Source organism: Duganella sp. BJB1802 (assembly GCF_013369445.1).
GTDB classification, from domain to species: domain Bacteria; phylum Pseudomonadota; class Gammaproteobacteria; order Burkholderiales; family Burkholderiaceae_D; genus Rugamonas; species Rugamonas vulcania_A.
In genome coordinates, this window is sequence record NZ_JABWEF010000001.1 from 578,405 (window position 1) to 599,183 (window position 20,779).

At 65.9% G+C, this 20,779-nt stretch carries 11 protein-coding genes; 4 read left to right on the top strand and 7 right to left on the bottom strand.

Annotated features, from left to right (window positions below; translation table 11 throughout):
* Positions 1–52 precede the first annotated feature (52 nt).
* Genes HUX88_RS02680 through HUX88_RS02695 form a run of 4 tightly spaced genes read right to left on the bottom strand, consistent with a single transcriptional unit; the run spans position 53 to position 7,121 of the window.
* The gene (locus HUX88_RS02680; RefSeq protein ID WP_176360717.1) at positions 53–3,775 is read right to left on the bottom strand and encodes a glycosyltransferase; all 3,723 of its coding nucleotides are present in this window, start codon (positions 3,773–3,775) and stop codon (positions 53–55) included.
* Positions 3,775–5,082, bottom strand: a complete 1,308-nt coding sequence (locus HUX88_RS02685) for a bifunctional 2-polyprenyl-6-hydroxyphenol methylase/3-demethylubiquinol 3-O-methyltransferase UbiG (protein ID WP_176360718.1) — start codon at positions 5,080–5,082, stop codon at positions 3,775–3,777. The genes HUX88_RS02680 and HUX88_RS02685 overlap by 1 nt, the downstream gene beginning before the upstream one ends.
* Positions 5,079–6,299, bottom strand: a complete 1,221-nt coding sequence (locus HUX88_RS02690; RefSeq protein WP_176360719.1) for an ABC transporter ATP-binding protein — start codon at positions 6,297–6,299, stop codon at positions 5,079–5,081. Before HUX88_RS02690 ends, HUX88_RS02685 begins: the two co-directional genes overlap by 4 nt.
* Before the next feature lie 21 nt (positions 6,300–6,320).
* Positions 6,321–7,121, bottom strand: coding sequence for an ABC transporter permease (locus tag HUX88_RS02695; protein WP_301549455.1), 801 nt, complete (start codon positions 7,119–7,121; stop codon positions 6,321–6,323).
* Positions 7,122–7,379: 258 nt separating this feature from the next.
* On the opposite strand from HUX88_RS02695, the gene HUX88_RS02700 reads away from it, so the two are divergent.
* Entirely contained in the window at positions 7,380–9,140 is a 1,761-nt protein-coding gene (locus HUX88_RS02700; RefSeq protein ID WP_176360720.1) for a radical SAM/SPASM domain-containing protein, read from the top strand.
* A 14-nt stretch (positions 9,141–9,154) separates the two neighbouring features.
* Here HUX88_RS02700 and HUX88_RS02705 read toward each other — a convergent pair whose 3' ends face one another.
* Genes HUX88_RS02705 through HUX88_RS02715 form a run of 3 tightly spaced genes read right to left on the bottom strand, consistent with a single transcriptional unit; the run spans position 9,155 to position 13,102 of the window.
* Complete coding sequence (locus HUX88_RS02705) at positions 9,155–9,928, bottom strand: Crp/Fnr family transcriptional regulator (protein ID WP_229219162.1); 774 nt, start codon at positions 9,926–9,928, stop codon at positions 9,155–9,157.
* 58 nt (positions 9,929–9,986) lie between these two features.
* Positions 9,987–11,294, bottom strand: coding sequence for a M48 family metallopeptidase (locus HUX88_RS02710; protein WP_176360721.1), 1,308 nt, complete (start codon positions 11,292–11,294; stop codon positions 9,987–9,989).
* On the bottom strand, positions 11,282–13,102 hold the full coding sequence (locus tag HUX88_RS02715; protein ID WP_217916192.1) for a CHASE2 domain-containing protein: 1,821 nt from the start codon (positions 13,100–13,102) through the stop codon (positions 11,282–11,284). The genes HUX88_RS02710 and HUX88_RS02715 overlap by 13 nt, the downstream gene beginning before the upstream one ends.
* A gap of 247 nt (positions 13,103–13,349) precedes the next feature.
* Here HUX88_RS02715 and HUX88_RS02720 point away from each other — a divergent pair, with 247 nt between their 5' ends.
* From HUX88_RS02720 to HUX88_RS02730, 3 genes are all read left to right on the top strand, one after another.
* The gene (locus HUX88_RS02720) at positions 13,350–14,732 is read left to right on the top strand and encodes a FecR domain-containing protein (protein WP_176360722.1); all 1,383 of its coding nucleotides are present in this window, start codon (positions 13,350–13,352) and stop codon (positions 14,730–14,732) included.
* A 359-nt stretch (positions 14,733–15,091) separates the two neighbouring features.
* Complete coding sequence (locus tag HUX88_RS02725) at positions 15,092–18,547, top strand: DUF4214 domain-containing protein (RefSeq protein ID WP_176360723.1); 3,456 nt, start codon at positions 15,092–15,094, stop codon at positions 18,545–18,547.
* Positions 18,548–18,908: 361 nt separating this feature from the next.
* Entirely contained in the window at positions 18,909–20,777 is a 1,869-nt protein-coding gene (locus HUX88_RS02730) for a type I secretion system permease/ATPase (protein ID WP_161092438.1), read from the top strand.
* The last annotated feature ends 2 nt before the right edge of the window (positions 20,778–20,779 follow it).

The window sequence follows — 20,779 nt, forward strand, 5'->3', positions numbered from 1 at the left end:
GCATGCGGGCCAGCTCAGTATGGACTCCCGCCTGCGCGGGAGTGACGGGGGCTTAGCGTTCGCCGCGCAGCACGGCCAGCAGGCCGGCCGCGTTGTCGGCCCAGGTCTGCCACGGCATGCCGGCCGACGATGGCGCCTTGCCCTGCGCGTCGAGCGCCAGCCAGGCGCGCACCGCCTGGGCCAGCGCGGCGCCGTCGGTTCCGTCGAAATACTGCGCATGCCCGCCCGCCACCTCGCGGAACACCGGCAGCGCGCGCGCCAGCAACGGCAGCCCGTGGCTGGCGGCCTCGATCAGCGGCAGGCCGAAACCTTCCCCCTCGCTCGGCACCAGCAGGCAGGCGCTGTCGCGGTACAGCTGCTGCAGCGCCTGGTCGTCCAGGCCCTGCAGCCAGAACAGGCGCTTGCCCAGTTGCGGATGCTGCCGCAGGCGCTGCACGATGCGCGGAATGGTGCGGCGCTCGTGCGCCGGCAGCGGCTTCCAGCCCTCGGCGCCGACGATCACCAGATGCGCCTCCACGCCCTCGGCCCACAACTGCTCGAACGCGTCCAGCGCCTGCAGATGGCCCTTGCGCGGCTCGATCGTGCCCACCATCAGGAAGCTCGGCAACGCGGTGCAGCGCGCCAGCTCGGCGTCCGGCGCCGATGGTGCGGCGGTCTCGGCGCCGATGTCGGCGCCGTGGTGCAGCACCGCCAGCTTCGGCAGGGGCGCCTCGGCGTCCTGCTGTTGCAGCCACTCGCGCAGCTCCTGGCGCACCGCGTCGGAGATGCAGATCACCCGGTCGGACTCGGCGGCGATGCAGCGCAGCCAGGCGCCGTGGTGCTGGTCGGCGCCGGACGGGAAGAATTCCGGCCGCAGCACCGGCAGCAGGTCGTGCACCAGGAAGTTGACCTGCACGCCGCGCGCGCGCCAGTGCGCGTACAGGCCGGCTTGGGCGGCGGCCATCACCGCGCCCGGCGTGTAGTCGGCGCTGTAGAAGATGTCGCCCGTGCTGGTGTCGGCCACGCTGTCGTGCAGCTCGACCTTGATGCCCAGCAGTTGCGCGGTGTAGCGGCGCGCGTAGCGGTAGTGCCAGCGGCCACCCTCGTCGGTCAGGTAGACCGGCTCCACGCGCCAGCCCGGCAGCGGCGCGCGCAGCAGCTCGGCCGCCTGGGTACGCACCACGCGCTCGATGCCGGTCTTCAGGTCGTGGCGGGCGATGGCGGTGACGTCGACCAGCAGCTGGCGCGGCAGCGCCGGCTCCGGCAGGCGGGCGATGGCCGCCGCCAGCTGTTGCAGCGAGGCTTCGTCGGCCGGCAGGTCGTCGCGTTCGGCCAGCGCGCGCAGCAGCGCCGGGCGGTCGTGGCGCGCGTCGGCGGCCGCTTCGGCCATCGCCTCGGCGTACAGGCGCGCGCATTGCGCCGGGCTGTGCGCGGTGTGCAGCAGGTGCGCGGCGGCCGCGCCCAGCGCCTGGCGGCGGCCGGCGTCGTCGCGCAGGCCGTCCAGCGCGGCGGTCAGCGCCGCCAGCTCGAAGTGGTCCGCCAGTTGCCAGACGGTGTCGGTGGGCAGCGCGGCCATCGAGCCGTTGGCGTTGACGATGGTGGCCAGGCCGTAGTTCATGCAGTCGAGCACGGCGGCCGAGGTCTCGCCGCGCGACACGCTGCGCAACTGCACGCCGATGTCGGCCGCCTGCAGGTACTGGTGGTAGACCGCTTCGTCGGTCCAGCCGGCGATGCGGATGCGTTCGTGGCCGGCGATGGCGGCCGTGACTTCGGCGCCGTAGTCGCCGCCGTGGTTCTCGCCGACCAGCACCAGCACGCAGCGCGGGTCGGCGTGCAGGCGCGAGGCCAGCCAGGCTTCGATCAGTTCCAGCGTCAGCTTGGTCGGCGCGATGAAGCCGAAGCTGCACACCAGCAGCGCGTCGTCGGCGATGCCCAGCGCGCGGCGGGCGGCGCCGCGGTCCTGTTGCGCCGGCAGCGCGCGCGGCAGCGGCACCACGTTCCAGTTGGCCGCCGCCTGTTCGCCGTACCACTGGCGCGCCAGGCTGCGGGCGTGCTCGGAGTGGACGATGACGCGGGTGGCGTCCTGCAGCACCGCCAGGTTGCACGGATAGACCCGCATCGCCTCGGCCTGGTCGGTGTGCTGGCCGGCCAGCAGGGCGGGGTAGCCGTGGCTGTCGAACAGCGCCTGCGACCACACGCCCGGCATGTTGCCGGTGCGCTGTTCGTAGGCCAGCACGCCGCTCAGGAAGAAGTCGTGCAGCACCACCACGCCCGGATGCCGGCGCAGCAGGCCGAACATGTGGCTGTGGAAGGGGCTGTTGCCGAACTGGTAGAGGATCTGGTCGTAATCGTCCGCGTGCTGGTCGAACCAGTCGACGCTGCGTTGCGGCAGCGCGGCCAGTTCCGGCGCCAGCGTCAGCTGTTCCTGCTTCAGCACCAGTTCGATGTCGAAGTGGTCCAGCAGCGCTGGCAGCAGCTGCGCGGCGTAGTCGGCGATGCCGGTGCGCTCGGGCGGCAGCGGCGTGACGAAGGCCAGCTTCGGCTTGCGCGCCGGCGTGGCTGCAACCGCCGGGGCCTGGCCGCGCCAAGCCTCCAGCGCGCGCACGGTGCGCTGCGCGGACGCGTCCCACGAGAAGCGCTTGGCCTGCCGGGCGCCGTGCGCGCGCAGGCGCTGTTGCAGCGCGTCGTCGGTCAGCACCTCGGCGATCTTGGCGGCGATGGCGGCCGGGTCGTCGGCGTTGAACATCGCCTCGTCGCAGCCGATCACTTCCGGAATGCTGGTGTTGTCGGCGCCGATCACCAGCGCGCCGCAGGCCATGGCCTCCAGCGCCGGCAGGCCGAAGCCCTCGTGGCGCGATGGGAAGACGAACAGCGCGGCATTGCGGTACAACTCGATCAGGTCGGTGTCGCTGACGTAGCCGGTGAAGATCAGCTCGTCGGCGGCGAGGCCGGCGCGCGCCGCGTGCGCCAGCAGCGCGTCGCGGTCGTGCTGGCCGACCTTGCTGGCGATCAGCAGCTGGTGGCCGGCGCGCACCGCCGGCGGCAGCAGGCTGAAGGCGGTGATCAGGCCGTCGATGTTCTTGCGGGCGTCGAAGCCGCCCGGCGCGTACATCAGCATGGCGCGCGTCAGGCCGTAGCGGCTACGCAGCTCGGACCACAGGCGGGCATCCGGCGCGGCCGGCTGGAAGCTGTCGTCCACCGCGGTGGAGATGGCCACCACCTGCTCGGGCGTCAGCCGCAGCGCGTCGATGGCTTCCTGGCGAGAGTAGTCCGAGATAGCCAGCAGCAGGCCGGCGCGGCGCAGCGAGGCGATCTTGCGCTCGTAGTACTGGCGCTGGGCCGGCGTGCCGAGGTAGGCGTCCGGATTGAGGAAGGGGATCAGGTCGTACAGCACCACGGCGGTGCGCTCGGCGCCGGCGAAGGCGCCGACCGAGACCACGGCGTCGTCGACAAAGCCCTCGAACAGGCTGGTGACCAGCACCGCGTCCGGGCGCAACTGGGCGATGGCGTGCTCGCGCAGCAGCTCGGCGGCGCGGGTGCGGGCGCTGTTGTCGGTGTGCAGCTCGGCCAGCGGCACCGGCACCTCGAACACGCGGATGCGCTCGGGCGGCACCAGGCCGGCGAAGGCGGTGCGCAGGTCGGCGATGGCGTCGGCCAGCGCGCCGTTGAGCAGCAGCCAGACCTCGTGCGGGCCGGCGTTGCGCGCCACGCCCAGCGCCAGCGCCAGCGAATAGCGGCCGATGCCGCGGAAGCGGCTTTCGGATTGGGCTCCCTGCAAATCGATGACGATACGCATCAATGTTTCCTTGTCTTCTCGAGCGCGGATTGAAGGTCGCGGTAGACGCGCAGCGCGCGCGGCGACATGTCGCCCAGCGGCGCCTGCGGTTCGGGCGGCATGGCCTGGCCGGCGGCGATGCTGGCCTGGTAGACCCGGGTCACGCCGGGGATGCGCAGCAGCACGGGCCGCAGCAGGCGCTTGAGGCGCGGCGCCCGTTGCAGCGCGCGGGCGGCGCCCAGCAGCGCGGCCTTGGCGCGCGCGCGCAAGGCGGCGCGCCCACGGTGCGCCCAGCCGCCCACCATGCGCCACGGCGCGGTGATGCGCCACGAGCTGCTGGCCAGCAGCGCGGCGATCTGCCGGCGCGCCTCCTCGGCCTGCTGCTGCGCCACCTCGGTGGCGTGCACGCGGTTGGAGAGATCGGCCAGCGCGTGCGCCAGCTCCTCGCTGCGGGCGGCGTTCGCCTGGCTCAGGCGGGTCACGCCCTCCAGGCCGGACTCGGCGCCCGCCAGGCGCAGCTTGCTGTCGATGGTGTGCTTTTCCAGCTCGGCCAGCGCGGCGCGCAGGGCGTCGTCGCGGCCTTCCAGGCGCTGCTCGAAGCGCTGCGCCAACTGGCCCAGCGCCAGGCCGTAGCCGGCGCCGAAGGCCGTTTCGACCGGCGCCAGCCCGGCCGCCTCGGCCCGCTTCTGCGCGACCACCGCGTAGTCCGGGCTGACGCCGTCGAGCACGTTGATCAGGGCGACCGGCGTGTCGCCGCGCAGGCCGGCCTCCTCCTGCAGGCGCACCACCTTGTGGCGGCCGAAGCCGCCGAACTCGGTGACGAAGGCCAGCAGCTGCGGCGGGATCGGCCGCAGGTGGGTCGGGTCGAGGTAGAAGCTGGACGCGCCCACCACCAGGTTTTCCGGGTTGGGCGTTTCCATGATCAGCAGGCCGCCCGGCAGCAGCACGCGGCGTGCCTCGGCCACCAGCGTCTGCAGCAGTTCGAACGGGATGTGCTCGACCAGGTGGAAGGCCGACACCACGGCCAGGCTGTTGTCCGGCAGCGCGCGCAGGCAGGCCACGGCGTCGCCCAGCTCGACATCCAGGCCGCGCTCGCGGCAGGCCGCCAGCATGCCGTCGTCGAGGTCGACGCCGTGGGCGCGGAAGCCCTGTTCGCCCAGCAGCTCCAGCCACTCGCCGCGGCCGCAGCCGAGGTCGAGCGCGGCGGGCGGCTCCTGCAGCGTGCGCAGCGGCGCGAAGAAGGGCTCGTAGGCGCGCAGGCGCTGCTTGATCAGCTCGCGCGAGCCGCGGTAGCGGTCCTCGAAGGCGCGGTAGAAGCCGGCGCTCATCGGGCGATCTCGATCGCCGGTTCCAGCCAGCTGGTGCCGGCGAAGGGCTTGCGGTTCATGTTCATCACGGTAAACAGCAGCGCCAGATCGCGCCACTCGTAGTTGTCGGCCAGGTGGGTCTCGCTGCTGGTGAGCGCGGTGGTCACCGAGTAGCTGCCGGGGCCGAGGTTGATCGGGAAGCTGAAACGATACTCGATCTGTTCGCCGGCGCGCAGGTCGGTCAGCGGCTGCTCCATGTGGTGGGTGTTGGTGCCGTAGATGTGCTGGCCCAGGCGGTCCTTGAACAGATAGCCCAGCACCAGGCGCGGCAGGTCCTCGTGCACCTTCACCTTGATGCGCAGCGTGACCGGCACGCCGACGTTGATGGTCTCCACCGGCGCGCCGTCGGCGTTCTCCAGGCTGATGGCGGTGACCGTGGCCTTGCCGTTGCCCGAGCTGGTCTGGGTGCGGCCGTCGGCGGCCACGCCCTGTTCGATGTTGACGCCGTCGCGCTCGGCGATCAGGGCGTTGTAGTAGTCCATCACTTCTTCCGGTTTGCCCTGGTAGGCCAGGCGGCCGCGGTCGAGCAGCAGCGCGCGGTCGCAGATCGACTGGATCGCGGCGCGGTCGTGGCTGACGATCAGCAGCGTGGTGCCGAGCTTGCGGAACTGGCGGATGCGCTCGAAGCTCTTGTGTTGGAACCAGGCGTCGCCCACCGACAACGCCTCGTCGACGATCAGCACGTCCGGGCGGCGCACCGTGGCCACGCTGAAGGCCAGCCGCATCTGCATGCCGGACGAATACACCCGCACCGGCTGGTCGATGTAGTCGCCGATGTCGGCGAAGGCCTCGATCTCCGGCATCAGCGCGCTGATCTCCTCGACGGTCAGGCCCAGCAGCTGGCCCGCCATGTAGGCGTTCTGGCGGCCGCTGAACTCGGGATGGAAGCCCATGCCCAGCTCCAGCAGCGCGGCCACGCGGCCGGTGATGTGCACGCTGCCGGTGGTGGGCTGGGCGGTGCCGGTGATCAGCTTGAGCAGCGTGCTCTTGCCGGCGCCGTTGATGCCGATGATGCCGACCGCCTCGCCCGGCGCGACGTCGAAGTTGATGTCCTCGATCACCCACTTGAGGCGGTGGCGCGGGCCCAGCGACGGCAACACCCACTCGGCCAGGCGGCTCCAGCGGTTGCCGTATTGTTTGTAGGCCTTGCCCAGTTGTTTGACGCTTATGGTGCCCATGATGTGCTCTCGGTGTGCGGCTTACAGTTCATCGACCATCTCGCCGGCGCGCTTGCGGAACAACTGCAGTCCCAGCGCGCAGCACAGCAGGCCGGCCACGGCCACCGGCAGCAGGCTGCCCCACTGCGGCGCCTGGCCGTTGACCAGGATCTGCTGATAGGCGCCGATCACGGCCGCCATCGGGTTCCACACCAGCAGCGCGCGCACCGGCGCCGGCAGCGTGGCGGCCGGGTAGACGATGGGCGTGAACCAGAACCAGAACTGCAGCACGATGGTGAAGAACTGGCCGACGTCGCGGAAGAAGACATTGAGCACGCCCAGCACCATGCCCAGGCCGATGGCGAACATGATCTGCAGCAGCAGCACCGGGAACACCGCGAAGTAGACCCAGCCGGGAAAGCTGCCGGAGAGCACCAGGAAGACGGTGAACAGGCCGAAGATGATGGAGAAGTTGACCAGCGCGTTGAGCACCACGATGATGGGCAGGCAGATGCGCGGGAACTGGAGTTTCTTGATCAGGTTGGCGTGGTCGATGAACACCGACTGGCTGCGCCCGGTGATCTCGGCGAACAGGCCCCAGGTCAGCGCGCCGGCGCACAGGTAGATGCTGTAGGCGAAGGTGGCGGTGCTGCCCTGCAGGCGGCTGCCCATGACCTGTGAGAAGATGACGGTGTAGACCACGATCATGGCCAGCGGGTTGAGCACGGTCCACGCCGCGCCCAGCAGCGAGTTGCGGTAGCGCGACTGGAATTCGCGCTGCACGCTGCCCAGCACGAAGCCGCGATAGCGCCACAGGCCGCTGAACATCGCGCGCGAAATCATCGTGCCACTCCCGTCTGGCTGGCGGGCCGGCGCGGGGCGCGGCGGTGGAGCGGATGGATGCTTTTCGTCATGGGGCGGTGGCGCGCGGGCCGGGTGGCAAAGCGGCGGATTATAACATGGCCCCCTGCGCGGCCGAGCGCGCCGGACGGGGCGGCGCGCCAGTCGGGACGGGGCGAACTGCTATATAATCACCGCTCTCCAAATCCTGGATGGAATTTGTATCCAGATGTTTCCAGCCACCTGTCCCAGCGCCTGCCCATGATTAAAATCCACCCGCACACCGACCTCGTCACCGCCGCGCCCGCGCTGCCCGTCACCGAGGCGCGGCCGCAGCCGGTCAACGATTGGTCGGTGCAGCCGGAAGTGTTTTTCCTGGAGCTCACCAACCACTGCAATATGCACTGCACCTTCTGCCCGTCGGACTACCTGAAGAAGGAACGCGGCAACGCCGACGATGAGCTGGCGGTGCGCTTCATCGAGGAGGTGCGCGACCTCGGCCTGAACAAGCCGATCCAGTTCAACGTGCTGGGCGAGCCGCTGCTGAACAAGAAGATCTACAAATACATCGACCTGTGCGAGCAGTACGGCATCGAAGTCTATTTGATCAGCAACTTCGCCATCCTGGACGCCGAGCGCGCGAAGAAGATCTTCCAGCACGATAACGTCGCGCTGGTGCTGAGCCTGCAGACGCCGACCGAGGATTCGTACAAGCGCATGCGCGGCTACGACAAGCTGACCTTCGAGCAGTACTTCAACCGCATCCTGCCGGCGCTGCGCGAGAAGTTCGCCAACGGCAGCGCCTCGCGGGTGGAGGTGCACGTGACGTCGACCTCCAATATGCGGGCCGACTCGACCATCCAGTCCGACTTCGACCTGAACATGTGGGACCCGTTCGCGATCGAGGACAAGGACGCCTTCGTGCTCAACCTGCTGAACCTGTTCGACGGTTTTTCGGAGCAGTTGCGCGCCGAGTTCCCCGAGCAGTTCGAGGCCGAGCGCGTGCGTTCGCTGGAGCAGTACAAGGAACAACTGGCGCGCAACCACCTGGCCGCCAGCCGCGACACGCTGCCCGACGGCGCGATCGACATGACCGAGGACCAGTTCTGGGGCTATATGTTCGCGCCGAACTGCTTCATCCGCTTCAAGACCTTCGGCCTGTGGACCAAGGAGGAGTCGTTTATGAAGACCTTCCTGCCCAAGGAGTCGGTGGTGTACGTGGAGGAGCGCGAGGAGGCGCTGGACTGCTCGATGGCGCACAACGTGTCGATGCTGGCCGACGGCCAGATGTCGCTGTGCTGCCTCGACTACGAAGGTGAGATGGGCTTGCCCAACCTGCGCGACACCTCGATCGTCGAGCTGCTGCGCGCGCCGGAGCGCGAGGCCATCGCCAAGGATTCGATGAAGGCCGAGGTGTGCCGCCGCTGCCAGGGCAATATCTTCGTGTTCGACAGCGCGGCGCAGGATGAGCGTGCGATCCGTATCGACAAGTTCGGGCGCGGCTGGCATCCGTTTGAACCGGACATGAACGGCATCGGCGGGCGCTGGTCGAACGGCGACGGCTGGCTGTATTTCCTGGCGCGCCAGGACAGCAACATCCTGGACCTGCGCATCCTCAGCATCTACGACTCGTCGATGCCGCTGACGGTGCGGCTGCGCGCCCAGGACGGCAAGGAGTTCGGCGAGGTGATCGCGGAGCAGGTGTTCTTCGGGCAGCAGAACCAGATGATCGATGTAGAGCTGCCGCTGGCGTTGAAGCAGGGCCAGTTGTACCGCATCGACCTGCTGTCACCGACCTTTGTACCGGCCGAAGCGAACGGTGGTGACGACCGCCGCTCGCTGGGCATCATGCTGTTCGAGGCGGGGGTGCGGCAGGGCGCGTTGAAGGTGGCGGAGCCGGAACCGGCCGCCATCCCTGAGCCGGTGGCCGCGCCTGAGCCGGTGGCCATGCCTGAACCAGCCACCGAGATGCCGGCCGGCCGTTTCAAGCGCTGGCTGTCGGCGCTGACCGGCAAGGCCTGAAGCGCCGGCCCGGACTAGCTCTGGGCCAGTTTCTGCAGCGCTTCCGGATCGATGATGATCAGGCGGTGCGTGCCCTTCTTGACGATGCCCTGCTGGACCAGCGCCAGCAGCGTGCGGGTGACGGTCTCGCGGCTGGTGTTGATCATGTTGGCGATGTCCTGGTGGGTCGGCAGGTTCTCCACCACCTCGACGTCGCCTTCCTTCTTTTCCTTGACCAGCTCGAGGAAGCTGTAGATGCGCTTGGCGGTGTTGTGGATGCTGAGCAGGGCGCGGAACTCCGAGTCGCGCTGCACCTTGGCGGCCAGGAAGCGCAGCATCTGGTTGGCCACCGACGGCGAGTGCGAGAACAGGTGCAGCGCGGTGTTACGCGGCAGCAGCGCCACCAGCACCGCCGTGGTCGCCACGACCGAGGCCGAGCGCATGGTGCCGTTGATGACCGCGATCTCGCCGAAGAAGTCGCCCGGCGCCAGCATGCGCAGGCCGATCGCGCGGCCGTCCTCGGTGATGTCGACCACCTGCAGCTGGCCCTGCAGCAGGAACAGCAGGCTGTCGCCGTTGGCGCCCTTTTGCAGCACCACCTCGCGCTTGGCGTACTGGCGGATGCGCAGGTCGGCGCGCACCATCGCCATTTCCTCTTCGGTCAGGTTGGCCAGCAACGGTATCTTGCGCAGGTGGACCTGCATGCTGTACGGCTGGCCGGACTCCAACGCCGCCGCGACCGGATCCAGCGGCGGTGCGGCCGGATCCAGCGGTGCCGCAGCGGGCGCTTGCTCGTCGGGCGCCGTCATGGGGACGGCGCCGCGGTGGCGGTGAGGGCGGGGCGGTGTGAAATCATCGGATACGGTGTTAGAAATTATCCCAGCGCCAGTTGAGCTGGATTGCATGGCTATTATATTGAAACAGCGAGATGTTTTCCTGATTTCTTACCGCGCGCCATTCCAGCTGCAGGCTCTGGTGCGTCCCCATCGGCATCACCACGGCCGCGCGCAGCTGCCGCGTGTCCTGGTGGCGGATGATGTCGATGATCTCCGGCGAGTACACGTCGCTGCTCTGCCAGACCTGGCGCGTCCAGCCCAGCTCCGCCTTGAGATTCTTGTACGGCAGCGGCTGGGTCATCTGCAGCGCGCTGTACCAGCCGTGGCGGTCGCCGCCCAGGCGGCCGTTCTGGCCCTTGTCCAGCAGGCCGCTCAGCGAGAACGACACCTGCTGCGTGCCGCGCCAGTACAGGCTGGTGCCCAGCTCCAGCGTGTTGGAATCGTACTTGGTGCGGGTCGGATAGCGCACGTGGCTCAGGCTGGCCAGCAGCGACCATTGCAGGTTCTCCGGCACGGCCAGCGGCGGCGTGGCGCGCAGCTGCACCTGCTCCTGGCGCTGGTACAACTGGTGTTCCAGCTGCAGCACGCTGAAGGCCGCCGTGCCGTAGCCGCGCCACGCGCCCAGTTGCCACGGCCGCTCGTAGCCCAGCTGCAGCGAGGCCGAGTCCTGGGCGTGCACGTTGTCGTTCTGGCGCACGCGCAACTGGGCGATCAGCAGCGAGCCGGTCTCGTCGAGCTGCTGCAGATAGTCGACCCCGGCCGTGGTCTGGCGGTCCGGCTTGGGCATGTAGTCGGCCGGCAGCTCCCACTGCGTCAGCGTGCTGCCGCTGCCGGTGGAGAACTCGCTGCTGCTGGCGCCCTGGTTGATGTTGTTGTCGTAGCCGCGGCCCAGCGACACCGCCCACAGCGGCCGCCACGACGGCTTGGTGTCGCAGCCGCGCGCGCGGTGCTGGTCGATCAGCTCCTGGATCGCCGGCGGCGGCTTGAAGCGGTGCTCGATCTCCTGGAACAGGCGCTCGGCCTCGGCGCCGTGGCCCAGCGTGCACTGGCTGAACGCCAGGTCCAGCCAGGCGCCGGCGTGGCGTGGTTCGCCTTCCAGGAAGCGCAACAGCAGGGCGTTGGCGCGCTCGGGCTGGTCGGCCGCCAGCGCCCGCATCGCCTCCAGGTACAGCTCTTCCTGCTGGATGGGCGCGTACGGCGCCGGCTCGGCGTTGGCGCCGCCGTCGGCGGCGGCCGCCACCACGATGTCGTGCTGCTGCGCCTGGCCGGCCGCCGACGCGCCGCACCACGGCAGCGTCAGCAGCAGCGCCAGCAGCAGCGACGGGCTTACGGCGCGCATGGCGCGTCCTCGAGGGTGTACAGATTAATCGGGTGCTCCTTGCCGCGCAACGTGCGCTGGCCTAGTTGGCGGAAACGGTGGCGGCTCGCGCGGCTCACCGTTCCTTCGCCGATGATGATGTCGTACGGGTAGTCGCGCGCCGCCTGCTCCAGCCGCGAGGCCGTGTTGACGCTGTCGCCTACCGCAGTATAGATGCTGCGCATGGCCGTGCCAAAGTCGCCCGCCATCGCCAGCCCGCTTTCGATGCCGATGCGTACCCGCAGCGGCGGCTGGCCGGCGGCGGCGCGGCGCGTGTTCAGGTGGCGCACCGCCTGCAGCATGGCGCGCGCCGCGTCCAGCGCCAAGTTGGCGTGGTCGGGATTGGGCAGCGGCGCGCCCCAGAACGCCACCATGCCGTCGCCGGTGTACTTGTCGAGGGTGCCGCGCATGGCCAGCACCGGGCGCGTCAGGCAATCGAGGAACTCGGTGGTCAGGCGCGCGGCCTCCTCGACCGGCAGCGACTCGACGTGGGTGGTGTAGCCCTCCATGTCGGCGATCAGCGTGGTCACCTCCAGCTGGCGCGGGGCCAGCGGATCCTCCAGGTTGCTGCGCAACAGCTCGTCGACCACGTCGCCGGCCACGTACTGGCGCAGCGTGTCGAGCAGGCGGCGCGAGCGGGTCTGCGCCTGCTGCCAGTGGAAGGGCACGGCCACCAGCAGCAGGAACAGGATGGACAGCAGCGGCCCGGACGGGCCGAAGCCGGCGTCGTGCGGGGCGACCAGGTAGGCCAGCGGCAGCCACAGCGCCGAGCCGGCCGCCAGCAGCGCGATGTTGACGGCGGCGGTGCGGCGCGGCAGCGTGTAGATCGACAGCGCCGTCACGGCCAGGCAGAACAGCAACGCGATCAGGCTGCCGGGCCAGGGCGCCGGCGCCAGGCCGGCCTGGCGGTCCAAGAGGCCGGTCAGCATGGAGGCGTGCACCATCAGCCCGGCGCTGAGCGCGCCCAGCGGCGTGGCCACGCGGTCGCCGATGCTCAGCGCGGACGAGCCGATCAGCACCAGCCGGCCCTGGATGAACTCGGGCGGCACGCGCTGGTCCAGCAGGTCGGCGGCCTTGGCCACGTCGTAGGCGGGCCAGGCGCGGGTGTAGGGGACGCGCACCCAGCCGGTGGCGGTGGGCGGCAGCGGCCGGCCGGCGGCGCAGCAGTCGAACAGCGCGCGCGACAGCGTCGGATAGCTGCGGCCGTTGAAGCTGGTGTACATCGGCACCCGGCGCAGCACGCCGTCGCCGTCGGGGGCCACGCCGATGTTGCCGAAATGGGCGGCCTGCGCCAGCCCGGCGTGGTTGGCGATGTAGCCGTAGGCCGGCACCGCGCCCGGGACGGCGCCGGGTTCGCCGCCGGACAGCACGCCGCTGTGCAGCGGATCGTCGCGCTCGCTGAAATCGAACAGCTGGGCCATGACCAGCGGCGCGTGCTGCGACAGCATGGTCATGCGGGCGTCGCCGGCGGCGTCGGCCGCCTTCTCCTGCAGGATGTCGAGCGCCACGCCGCGGGCGCCGTCGGCCAGCAGCGCCTCCACCATCTCCGCCATGCGGGTGCGCGGCCACGGCCACGGATAGCGTTCCAGGCTGGTCTCGTCGATGTCCACCAGCAGCACGCGCCGCTCCGGCTGGGCGCTGGCGCGCATCAGCGTGTAGCGGTCGCGCAGCCAGTTGTCGAGCCGCTGCGAGGCGCCGCCCTGGTCCCACTGGACCCAGGCGGTGATCAGCAGCGCGGCCAGGGCGATGCAGCTGCGGGCGACGGCGGTGGCGGTGAACGGGATGCGCAAGATGAGCGGTGGTCTGGTGGCTGGCGGCCGGCGGGCCGATAGTTGCTGAGGTAAAATAATCGCCCAGTATAACGGCTTGTGCCGGGATGGAATAGAGCAAAATTGACTGTTTTACATCTCTTTCGTCGGCTTTGTCGGCCGTGTTGTCGCGGCGGTTGGTCAATTGTATCCAATTGAAAGAATGTGACCCGGGTCACATACTTTCGGGGACGATAGCGGACAATGTAGGCTGAGGGAGAAACTTATTATGCGCAATCAATTTCACACCATATATGCAGCGATGTTGCTGGGGCTGGGGATGCTGGCATCCGCCGCCCAGGCCGGCGAGGCTGGGAAAGTCGTGTTCGTCACTGGGCAGGTCAGTGTCGCCGCGCGCCCGCTCGCACTCGACGCCGCCGTCCAGGAAGGTGATGAATTGACCACCGGCGCCGACGGCTATGTCTATGTCAAGACCGTCGACCAGGGTTTCCTCGTGCTGCGCCCGAACAGCAAGGCGCGCATCGTGGCCTACCACATCGATGCGCAGAATCCGGCCAACACCCGCGTCAAGCTGGAGTTGTTGCAGGGCGTGGCGCGCAGCATTTCCGGCGTCGGCGTCAAGCAGGCGCGGCAGAACTTCCGCTTCAACACGCCGGTCGCCGCGATCGGCGTGCGCGGCACCGACTTCGTGGTCTACACCGACCAGCAGACCTCGCGCGTGACGGTGATGTCCGGCGGCGTGGTGGTCAGCGGCTTCGCCGGCAGCTGCGGCCCCGAAGGCGGCGGCCCCTGCGAGGGCGGCGCGAGCCGCGAGCTGTTCGCCGGCCAGGCCGGGCTGATGCTGCAGGTGCAGCGCGGCCAGACCAGTCCGCAACTGCTGCGCAGCCCGGTGATGTCGCCGGCCGACCAGGGCGCGCCGGCGCGTCCGGATGAGCCGGTGGGCAAGGTGGGGGGCAGTAGTCCCGGCGCCGACGTCAACCTCGACGCGCAGAAGTCCAATAATGTGCTGAACAACAGCAAGCAGATCACGCAGAACAATGTCACGCCGGGTGGTGGGGCGTCCGTGCCGCCGCTGGTGGATCAGCAGCCGGAAACCGTTGTGCCGGTGAAGCCGGTCACGCCGCCGGTCTTGCCGCCCGTGGTGACGCGAGGCCCGGAGGAGGTGATCTGGGGCCGCTACGAGGCGATCGCTGGCGCAAACGTGGATGCCGCGACTCAAGCCAGGATGAAAAATGGCACTTATGACCTGGAGTTGGTGTTGGGGCCATATAACATCGCCCGCCTGAAATCGACCGCCTACGTGGCGCCGCGCGAAGGGACCGCCTCGTTTGTGCTGACCGGCAGCGATGCGGTGCTTCAGCGTACAGGTGGAAACTGGGTCCAGGCGACGGTCGAAAATGCGCAACTGGATGTGGATTTCGCCAAGCGGACTTTCAAAACTAGCTTGAACGTGATCGGTGACAATATGACCGTGCCGTACAGTGTCGCTGGCAATATCGACAAGAACGGTCTGCTGGTTAATCCTAATCAGATCACCGAATCGCGCATCAAGGGATATCTGGGCGGCGCCAATGTGGAGGAGGCGGCTTATTTATTCCAATACAAGTCAAATTTCGTCACGGTGAACGGCGCGACCAAGTGGAGCCGTTGAACGGTCTGTTTTCAGTAGTTGGGTGAAAAAAATGGGTAATGTTGTGCAAGCAACATTACCCATTTTGTGTATACCGGCCGCATATGATATAAAGGCGCCCGGATGGGGCTGATAGCGCAAACTTAATGTGATTATTTGTGTATATTTATGGATCTTGCATAAATAATGCGCAGATAATTTACAACTAGTTGCAAAGTCGGAAGAAAAACATTTGTTTTGTGATGCCCGTCACAACAATTGTCCCTTGGTATGGCAATATACTCCCACCTTCTGCAAAAGGGCTCAGTGTGATACGGCGCTGTATGCTCTGAGCCGCAGAAATTTCTGGTTTAAACCAAACTTTTTAAGGAACTATCATCATGGCGGCAATCGATTACACTCAAGTCGTACAGCAACTGTACATTTCCTACTTTGGCCGTCCTGCAGACCCAACCGGTCTGGCTAACTTCACGGCCCAGCTGCTGGTGGCTGATCCATTCGCTGGCACCGACACCGCGCTGACCACGATCCCTGCTCTGAGCGCATATTCCCAAGCTAACCCAACTTCGGCTGTAGGCAAGCTGGTTGGCAGCTTCGCCAACAAAGTTAACCCACCAGGCAACGATCACCTGTCGATCCTGAAGTTCGTTAACGACATCTACAACAACGTATTCCACCGCGACGCTGACGCAGGCGGCAACTACTGGGTCAACCTGATCGAAACCGGTGTTGTGAGCCGTGAAAACGCATCGCTGGCCATCACCGAAGGCGCCGTGAACGGCACCAACACCTCGGTACAAGGCCTGCTGGATACGCAACTGGTTGCCAAAGTCAATGCCGTCGCTACCGACTTCACCGCCTCGCTGGACACCATCGCCAAGGTCGTCTCCTTCCAGGGTGACGCTGCTGCCGCTAAGGCTGCTGCCCTGCTGACGCAAGTTACCGCGACCACCGACCTGACCGCGTTCCACGCCAATGTGACCCAGGCAATCGCCGGTCTGATCGTTCCAGTAACCGTTAGCACCGCTCTGACCACTGGTGTTGATATCTTGGTTGGCACCGCAGCGAACGACGTGTTCAACGCCGTTCCAAGCGCCACCAACACCGCAACCCTGACTGCTCTGGACAGCATCGACGGCGGCGCTGGTACCAACACCCTGAACGTGATTGATACCTCTGCTAATGCTATCGCTGGATTTGCAGTTCCTTCCTCTGTCACCGTGAAAAACGTTCAAAACGTGAACGTCACTTCGGCAAACAACGCCGTTTCCGTTGATACCTCCGGCTTCACCGGCACGACCGCACTGAAAGTCGTTTCGGCTGGCGGCGCTACCGCGATCGCTGCTACCACCACCACCGTGTCGGTAACCGACTCGGCAGTTGCTACTGGCGCCATCTCGGTAACCGGCGGTTCCGATGTTACCGTGAACGCACTTGCCGTTGGCAATGCTGGTACCGTGACCGTGACCGGCGCTGTTGGCAACGTCGTGGTTAACGCCGCTGAAAAAGCAGCTGGTAACACCGCTGCTGGCATTGTCAGCGTCACCGGCGGCACGAGCATTACTGTTAACGAGACCGCGACCGCTTCGGCCGCCGCTGCGGCCGGTGCAACCTTCACCCAAGGCGCAGTGTCGATCACCGGCGACGCGACCACTGCCGCAGTCACCGTGACCCAGACCGCTGCTGCTGCTGCTGCTGGCGTTGTTAAAGAAGTGTTCTCCGCAACCTTCACCGGTACCGCTGTTGCTGGGGACACCGTGGCGTTCGACGGCTTCACCTTCACCGCCGGCGCGACTGCTGCTGCTGCCACCGCAACCGCGTTCGTTACTGCCTACAACCTGGCCGCTGGTACCACCTGGGTTGCTGTTGATAACGGTAGCGGCGTTGTAACCTTCACCGCAAAAACCGCAGGCGCTCGTACTGACGCGACCGCTGGTTCCTTCGTTGAAGGTGGTGCTAATGCTGGTACCAATGCTGTTGGTACGGTCACCGTCGGCACCCAAGGTACTTCGTCGCAAGCCATCGCTGAAGGCGGTGTGACCATCGCCGACCTGAACGCTGGCAGCACCACCAAAGCCGCGACCATTTCGTCGGTAACCCTGGCTAACTACGGCGCATCGACCATCTCGTCGAACGCGCTGTCGAAGCTGACCCTGAGCGGCACCGGCGGCACCCTGAGCCTGACCAGCGGCCTGGCTACCGAAACCGTCAAAACCCTGGCGCTGAATGTCAACAACCTGACCGGTGCAACCATCACCGACGCCAGCAACCACTTCACGACCATCAACGTGACGACCGCAGGTAAGGATTCGACGATCGCTAACATCGCCGACACCGCTGCTACGGCCCTGACCGTTGCTGGTTCGAACGCGCTGACCATGACTTCGGTTGCTGGCCTGTCGAACCTGAAGACCATCGCCGTTTCCGGCGCTGCTGGCCTGACCGCTGACGTTAGCGGGCTGACCGCAATCACCGACGTGAACGCTGCTGCTTCGAGCGGCGCGAACACCGTGACCGTGAACGCCGCTCAAACCACCTACGAAGGTGGCTCGGGTGTGGACACCGTCGTGGTATCCGCAGCTGCTACCTCGAAGATCGACGGCGGCGCTGGTTCGGCTGACGTGATCAACCTGGTTGGCGCAGGCGGTACCCTGCTGACCGCTGCAACCGGCGCCAAGCTGGTCAACTTCGAAGTGGTGGATGCTACCGGCGGTACCGGTGTGTACGACGTTTCCGTGCTGACTGGCATCAAAGGCGTGCAGGTCGGCGCGGACGGCGGTTCGGGCGTAACCTTCGCCAATGTCGCTGCTGGCACCTCGCTGTCGCTGCTGGCCAACGCTGGCCACGCTGTCACCTACGGCCTGAAGGCTGACACCGCTACCGACAGCATCCAGCTGAACCTGGGTACTGCGAAAACCACCGGCGTGACCTTCGTTGGCGGCGCCAACATCGGTTCGATCGAAACCGTCAACATCGCCAGCAATGGCACCGTGACGAGCGGCGTGAGCACCGGCACCAACGCGCTGGCACTGACCGATGCGGCTGTGACCAAGCTGGTAGTTACCGGCGCTGAAAGCCTGAACCTGACCGGTCTGACCAGCAACACCATCACCACCGTTGACGCAACTGGCGTGGCTAAGGGCGCAACCTTCACCCTGACCACCGCTGCTACCGCAACTGCTGGTGCAACCGTAACCGCTGCCAGTGGCAACCTGGTATTCACCGGCGCCGCTGCTGTTGGCAAGGCTGACACCATCACCGCTGGCAATGGCGACAACACCATCACCGAAGCTGCGGGTAACAACATCGTTACCTTGGGCAATGGCACGAACACCGTGTCGCTGGGCGGCGTTGGCAACAACACCCTGACCGTTGGTACCGGCGTGAACCACATCACTGTGGGTTCGGGCCAGAACACCATCACCCTGGGTGCACACACTGCAGCTGATGACATCACCTTCGGTCTGCCAACTTCGGCTAACACCTACTCGACCGTGACCGGCGCCGCTCATGGCGACAGCCTGATCTTCACGACCGTTGGTACCGGTGCGAGCGATGCATGGTTGGGTGCTTCGGTAAGCAGCGCCAAGATCGTCCTGAACACCTCGACCGCGCTGTTCGCTGACTACATCCAGGCAGCAACCGCTGGTGGTGTAGCTAACGGTGGTATCTTCAGCTGGTTCCAGTTCGGTGGCAACACCTACATCGTGGAAGATCGTTCGACCGCCGGCGCATTTGCTGCTGGTACCGACATGATCGTCAAACTGACCGGCCTGGTTGATCTGGCTGCAACCGGTTCGGCAGCTGCGATTGCAGCACACGGCGTTACTCTGTAATTGACTGGGACCTAGTCCTAGTTCTCTAAAAGCCGGGCGTAAGCCCGGCTTTTTTTATTTCTGTTCGTTTCCGTTCCTGTTGATGCTGGCAATGGTAAGGATTACACTACTTTGCTTAGCAATAATTTGCGCCAGTTCATTGTTCAAATCACCTCGATTCCATTTTTTGTGCTATTTAAGCTAAAAAATGTGATCTGCGTCACATTTCCAGTTCATTTTAGGCGATAATCTCTCGTCCGCTACTTCGTAGCGTTTTTTGTGAAATCCTTCGCTCATTACCTCAAGCATATGCATTGGCTGGTTGTGGGTATTCTTCCAGTCGCTGAGCCAAGCTTCGCCATAGCACTGTGTAGGTATAGATATGAAAAATAACTTTCTCAATAATCCCAAGAGTGAAATTGAACAGGTACTGCTGAAGTTTAAGAGCACCTTTGTCACCGTCGGCACGTTCAGCGCCATCAGCAACCTGTTGATGTTGGTACCGTCCCTCTATATGTTGCAGGTCTATGATCGCGTCCTGGCGAGCCGCAACGAAATCACGTTGTTAATGCTGACCCTGATGATGCTGGGCGCTTATGTCCTTATGAGTGCGCTGGACCTGATACGCAGCTTCGTGCTGATACGGGTCGGCGCCAAGTTCGACATGGAGCTCAACAAGCGGGTCTACACTGCGGCGTTTGAATCCAATTTAAAGCGTTCAGGTGGCAATGCGAGCCAAGCGTTGGCTGATCTCACTAACCTGCGTCAGTTCTTGACTGGTAATGCCTTGTTCGCCTTTTTTGACGCGCCTTGGTTTCCGGTCTATTTGATCGTGATCTTTGTATTTGAACCGTCGCTGGGCCTGTTCGCGCTAGCGGGCACGATCGTGCTGGTAGCGCTGGCCTACATCAACGAGCGCGTCACGCACAAGCCGCTGGCCGATGCCAACAGCATGGCCATCGTCTCCAACAACCTGGCCGGCAATAATCTACGCAACGCCGAAGTGATCGAGTCGATGGGCATGCTGCCCGACCTGATGGGTCGCTGGTTCAAATTGCACGGCCGCTTCTTGCACCTGCAAGCGGACGCCAGCGAAAAGGCCGGCAAGATCGGCGCGATCACCAAGTTTGTGCAAGTCTCCCTGCAGTCGCTGGTGCTGGGCTTTGGCGCACTGCTGGTTTTGGAAAACAAGATCACCCCCGGCATGATGATTGCCGCGTCGATCTTGGTGGGCCGTGCGTTGGCGCCGGTGCAGCAGCTGATCGGCGTATGGAAGTCGTTCGCCAGCTCGCGCAGCGCTTACGAACGGCTGAATAAACTATTGGCCGATAACCCAGAGCGCGCAGTCGGCATGGCGCTGCCGAAGCCGCAAGGCACGTTGACCGTGGAGAATGTGACGTCGGCACCACCGGGTACGACGGTGGCGGTGCTGAAGGGTGTCGGCTTTGCTGTCCAGCCTGGCGACGTGCTGGGCGTGATCGGCCCCAGCGGTTCGGGTAAATCGACCCTGGCCCGCCTGTTGGTGGGCGTGTGGCCGGCGATGGTCGGCAAGGTGCGCCTGGACGGCGCGGACATCTACCAGTGGAACAAGGGCGAACTCGGCCCGCATCTGGGTTACCTGCCGCAAGACGTCGAACTGTTCGGCGGCAGCATCAGCGACAATATTGCCCGTTTTGGCGAGGTTGACGCGGACAAAGTGGTGTTGGCGGCAAAGCGCGCCGGCGTCCACGATATGATTTTGCACTTCCCTAAAGGTTATGACACCTTGATGGGCGAGGGTGGAGCAGGTTTGTCCGGTGGACAGCGCCAGCGCATCGGCCTGGCACGCGCCATGTATGGCGATCCGTCAGTGCTGGTGCTTGACGAGCCGAACTCCAATCTGGATGACGTCGGCGAAGCCGCGCTGCTCATGGCGATCAACGATCTGCGCGCGCGCGGCAAGACCATCGTGCTGATTACCCATCGCACCAGCGTCATCAGCGCCACCACCAAGCTGCTGTTGCTGCGCGACGGCGCTGTGGCAGCTTTCGGCCCGACCAACCAGGTGCTGGCGGCGTTGCAGGAGGCTCAGAACAATCATATGCAACAACAGCAGGCGGCAGCCCAGCAGGCCGCAGCGCAGCAGGCGGCCCAGCAGCAAGCCGCCCAGCAGCAGGCTGCACAGCAAGCTGAGCAGCAACTGGTCGTCCAGCAGCAGGCCGCACAGCAACAGGCCGCCTCGCAAAATGCGGCACCAACGGAACAGGATTAAAT

Coding starts and splice junctions, on each gene's coding strand:
- HUX88_RS02685 (WP_176360718.1), bottom strand. CDS start 5,082: ATGAGCGCCGGCTTCTACCGCGCCTTCGAGGACCGCTACCGCGGCTCG.
- HUX88_RS02680 (WP_176360717.1), bottom strand. CDS start 3,775: ATGCGTATCGTCATCGATTTGCAGGGAGCCCAATCCGAAAGCCGCTTC.
- HUX88_RS02690 (WP_176360719.1), bottom strand. CDS start 6,299: ATGGGCACCATAAGCGTCAAACAACTGGGCAAGGCCTACAAACAATAC.
- HUX88_RS02700 (WP_176360720.1), top strand. CDS start 7,380: ATGATTAAAATCCACCCGCACACCGACCTCGTCACCGCCGCGCCCGCG.
- HUX88_RS02710 (WP_176360721.1), bottom strand. CDS start 11,294: ATGCGCGCCGTAAGCCCGTCGCTGCTGCTGGCGCTGCTGCTGACGCTG.
- HUX88_RS02720 (WP_176360722.1), top strand. CDS start 13,350: ATGCGCAATCAATTTCACACCATATATGCAGCGATGTTGCTGGGGCTG.
- HUX88_RS02695 (WP_301549455.1), bottom strand. CDS start 7,121: ATGATTTCGCGCGCGATGTTCAGCGGCCTGTGGCGCTATCGCGGCTTC.
- HUX88_RS02705 (WP_229219162.1), bottom strand. CDS start 9,928: ATGACGGCGCCCGACGAGCAAGCGCCCGCTGCGGCACCGCTGGATCCG.
- HUX88_RS02725 (WP_176360723.1), top strand. CDS start 15,092: ATGGCGGCAATCGATTACACTCAAGTCGTACAGCAACTGTACATTTCC.
- HUX88_RS02730 (WP_161092438.1), top strand. CDS start 18,909: ATGAAAAATAACTTTCTCAATAATCCCAAGAGTGAAATTGAACAGGTA.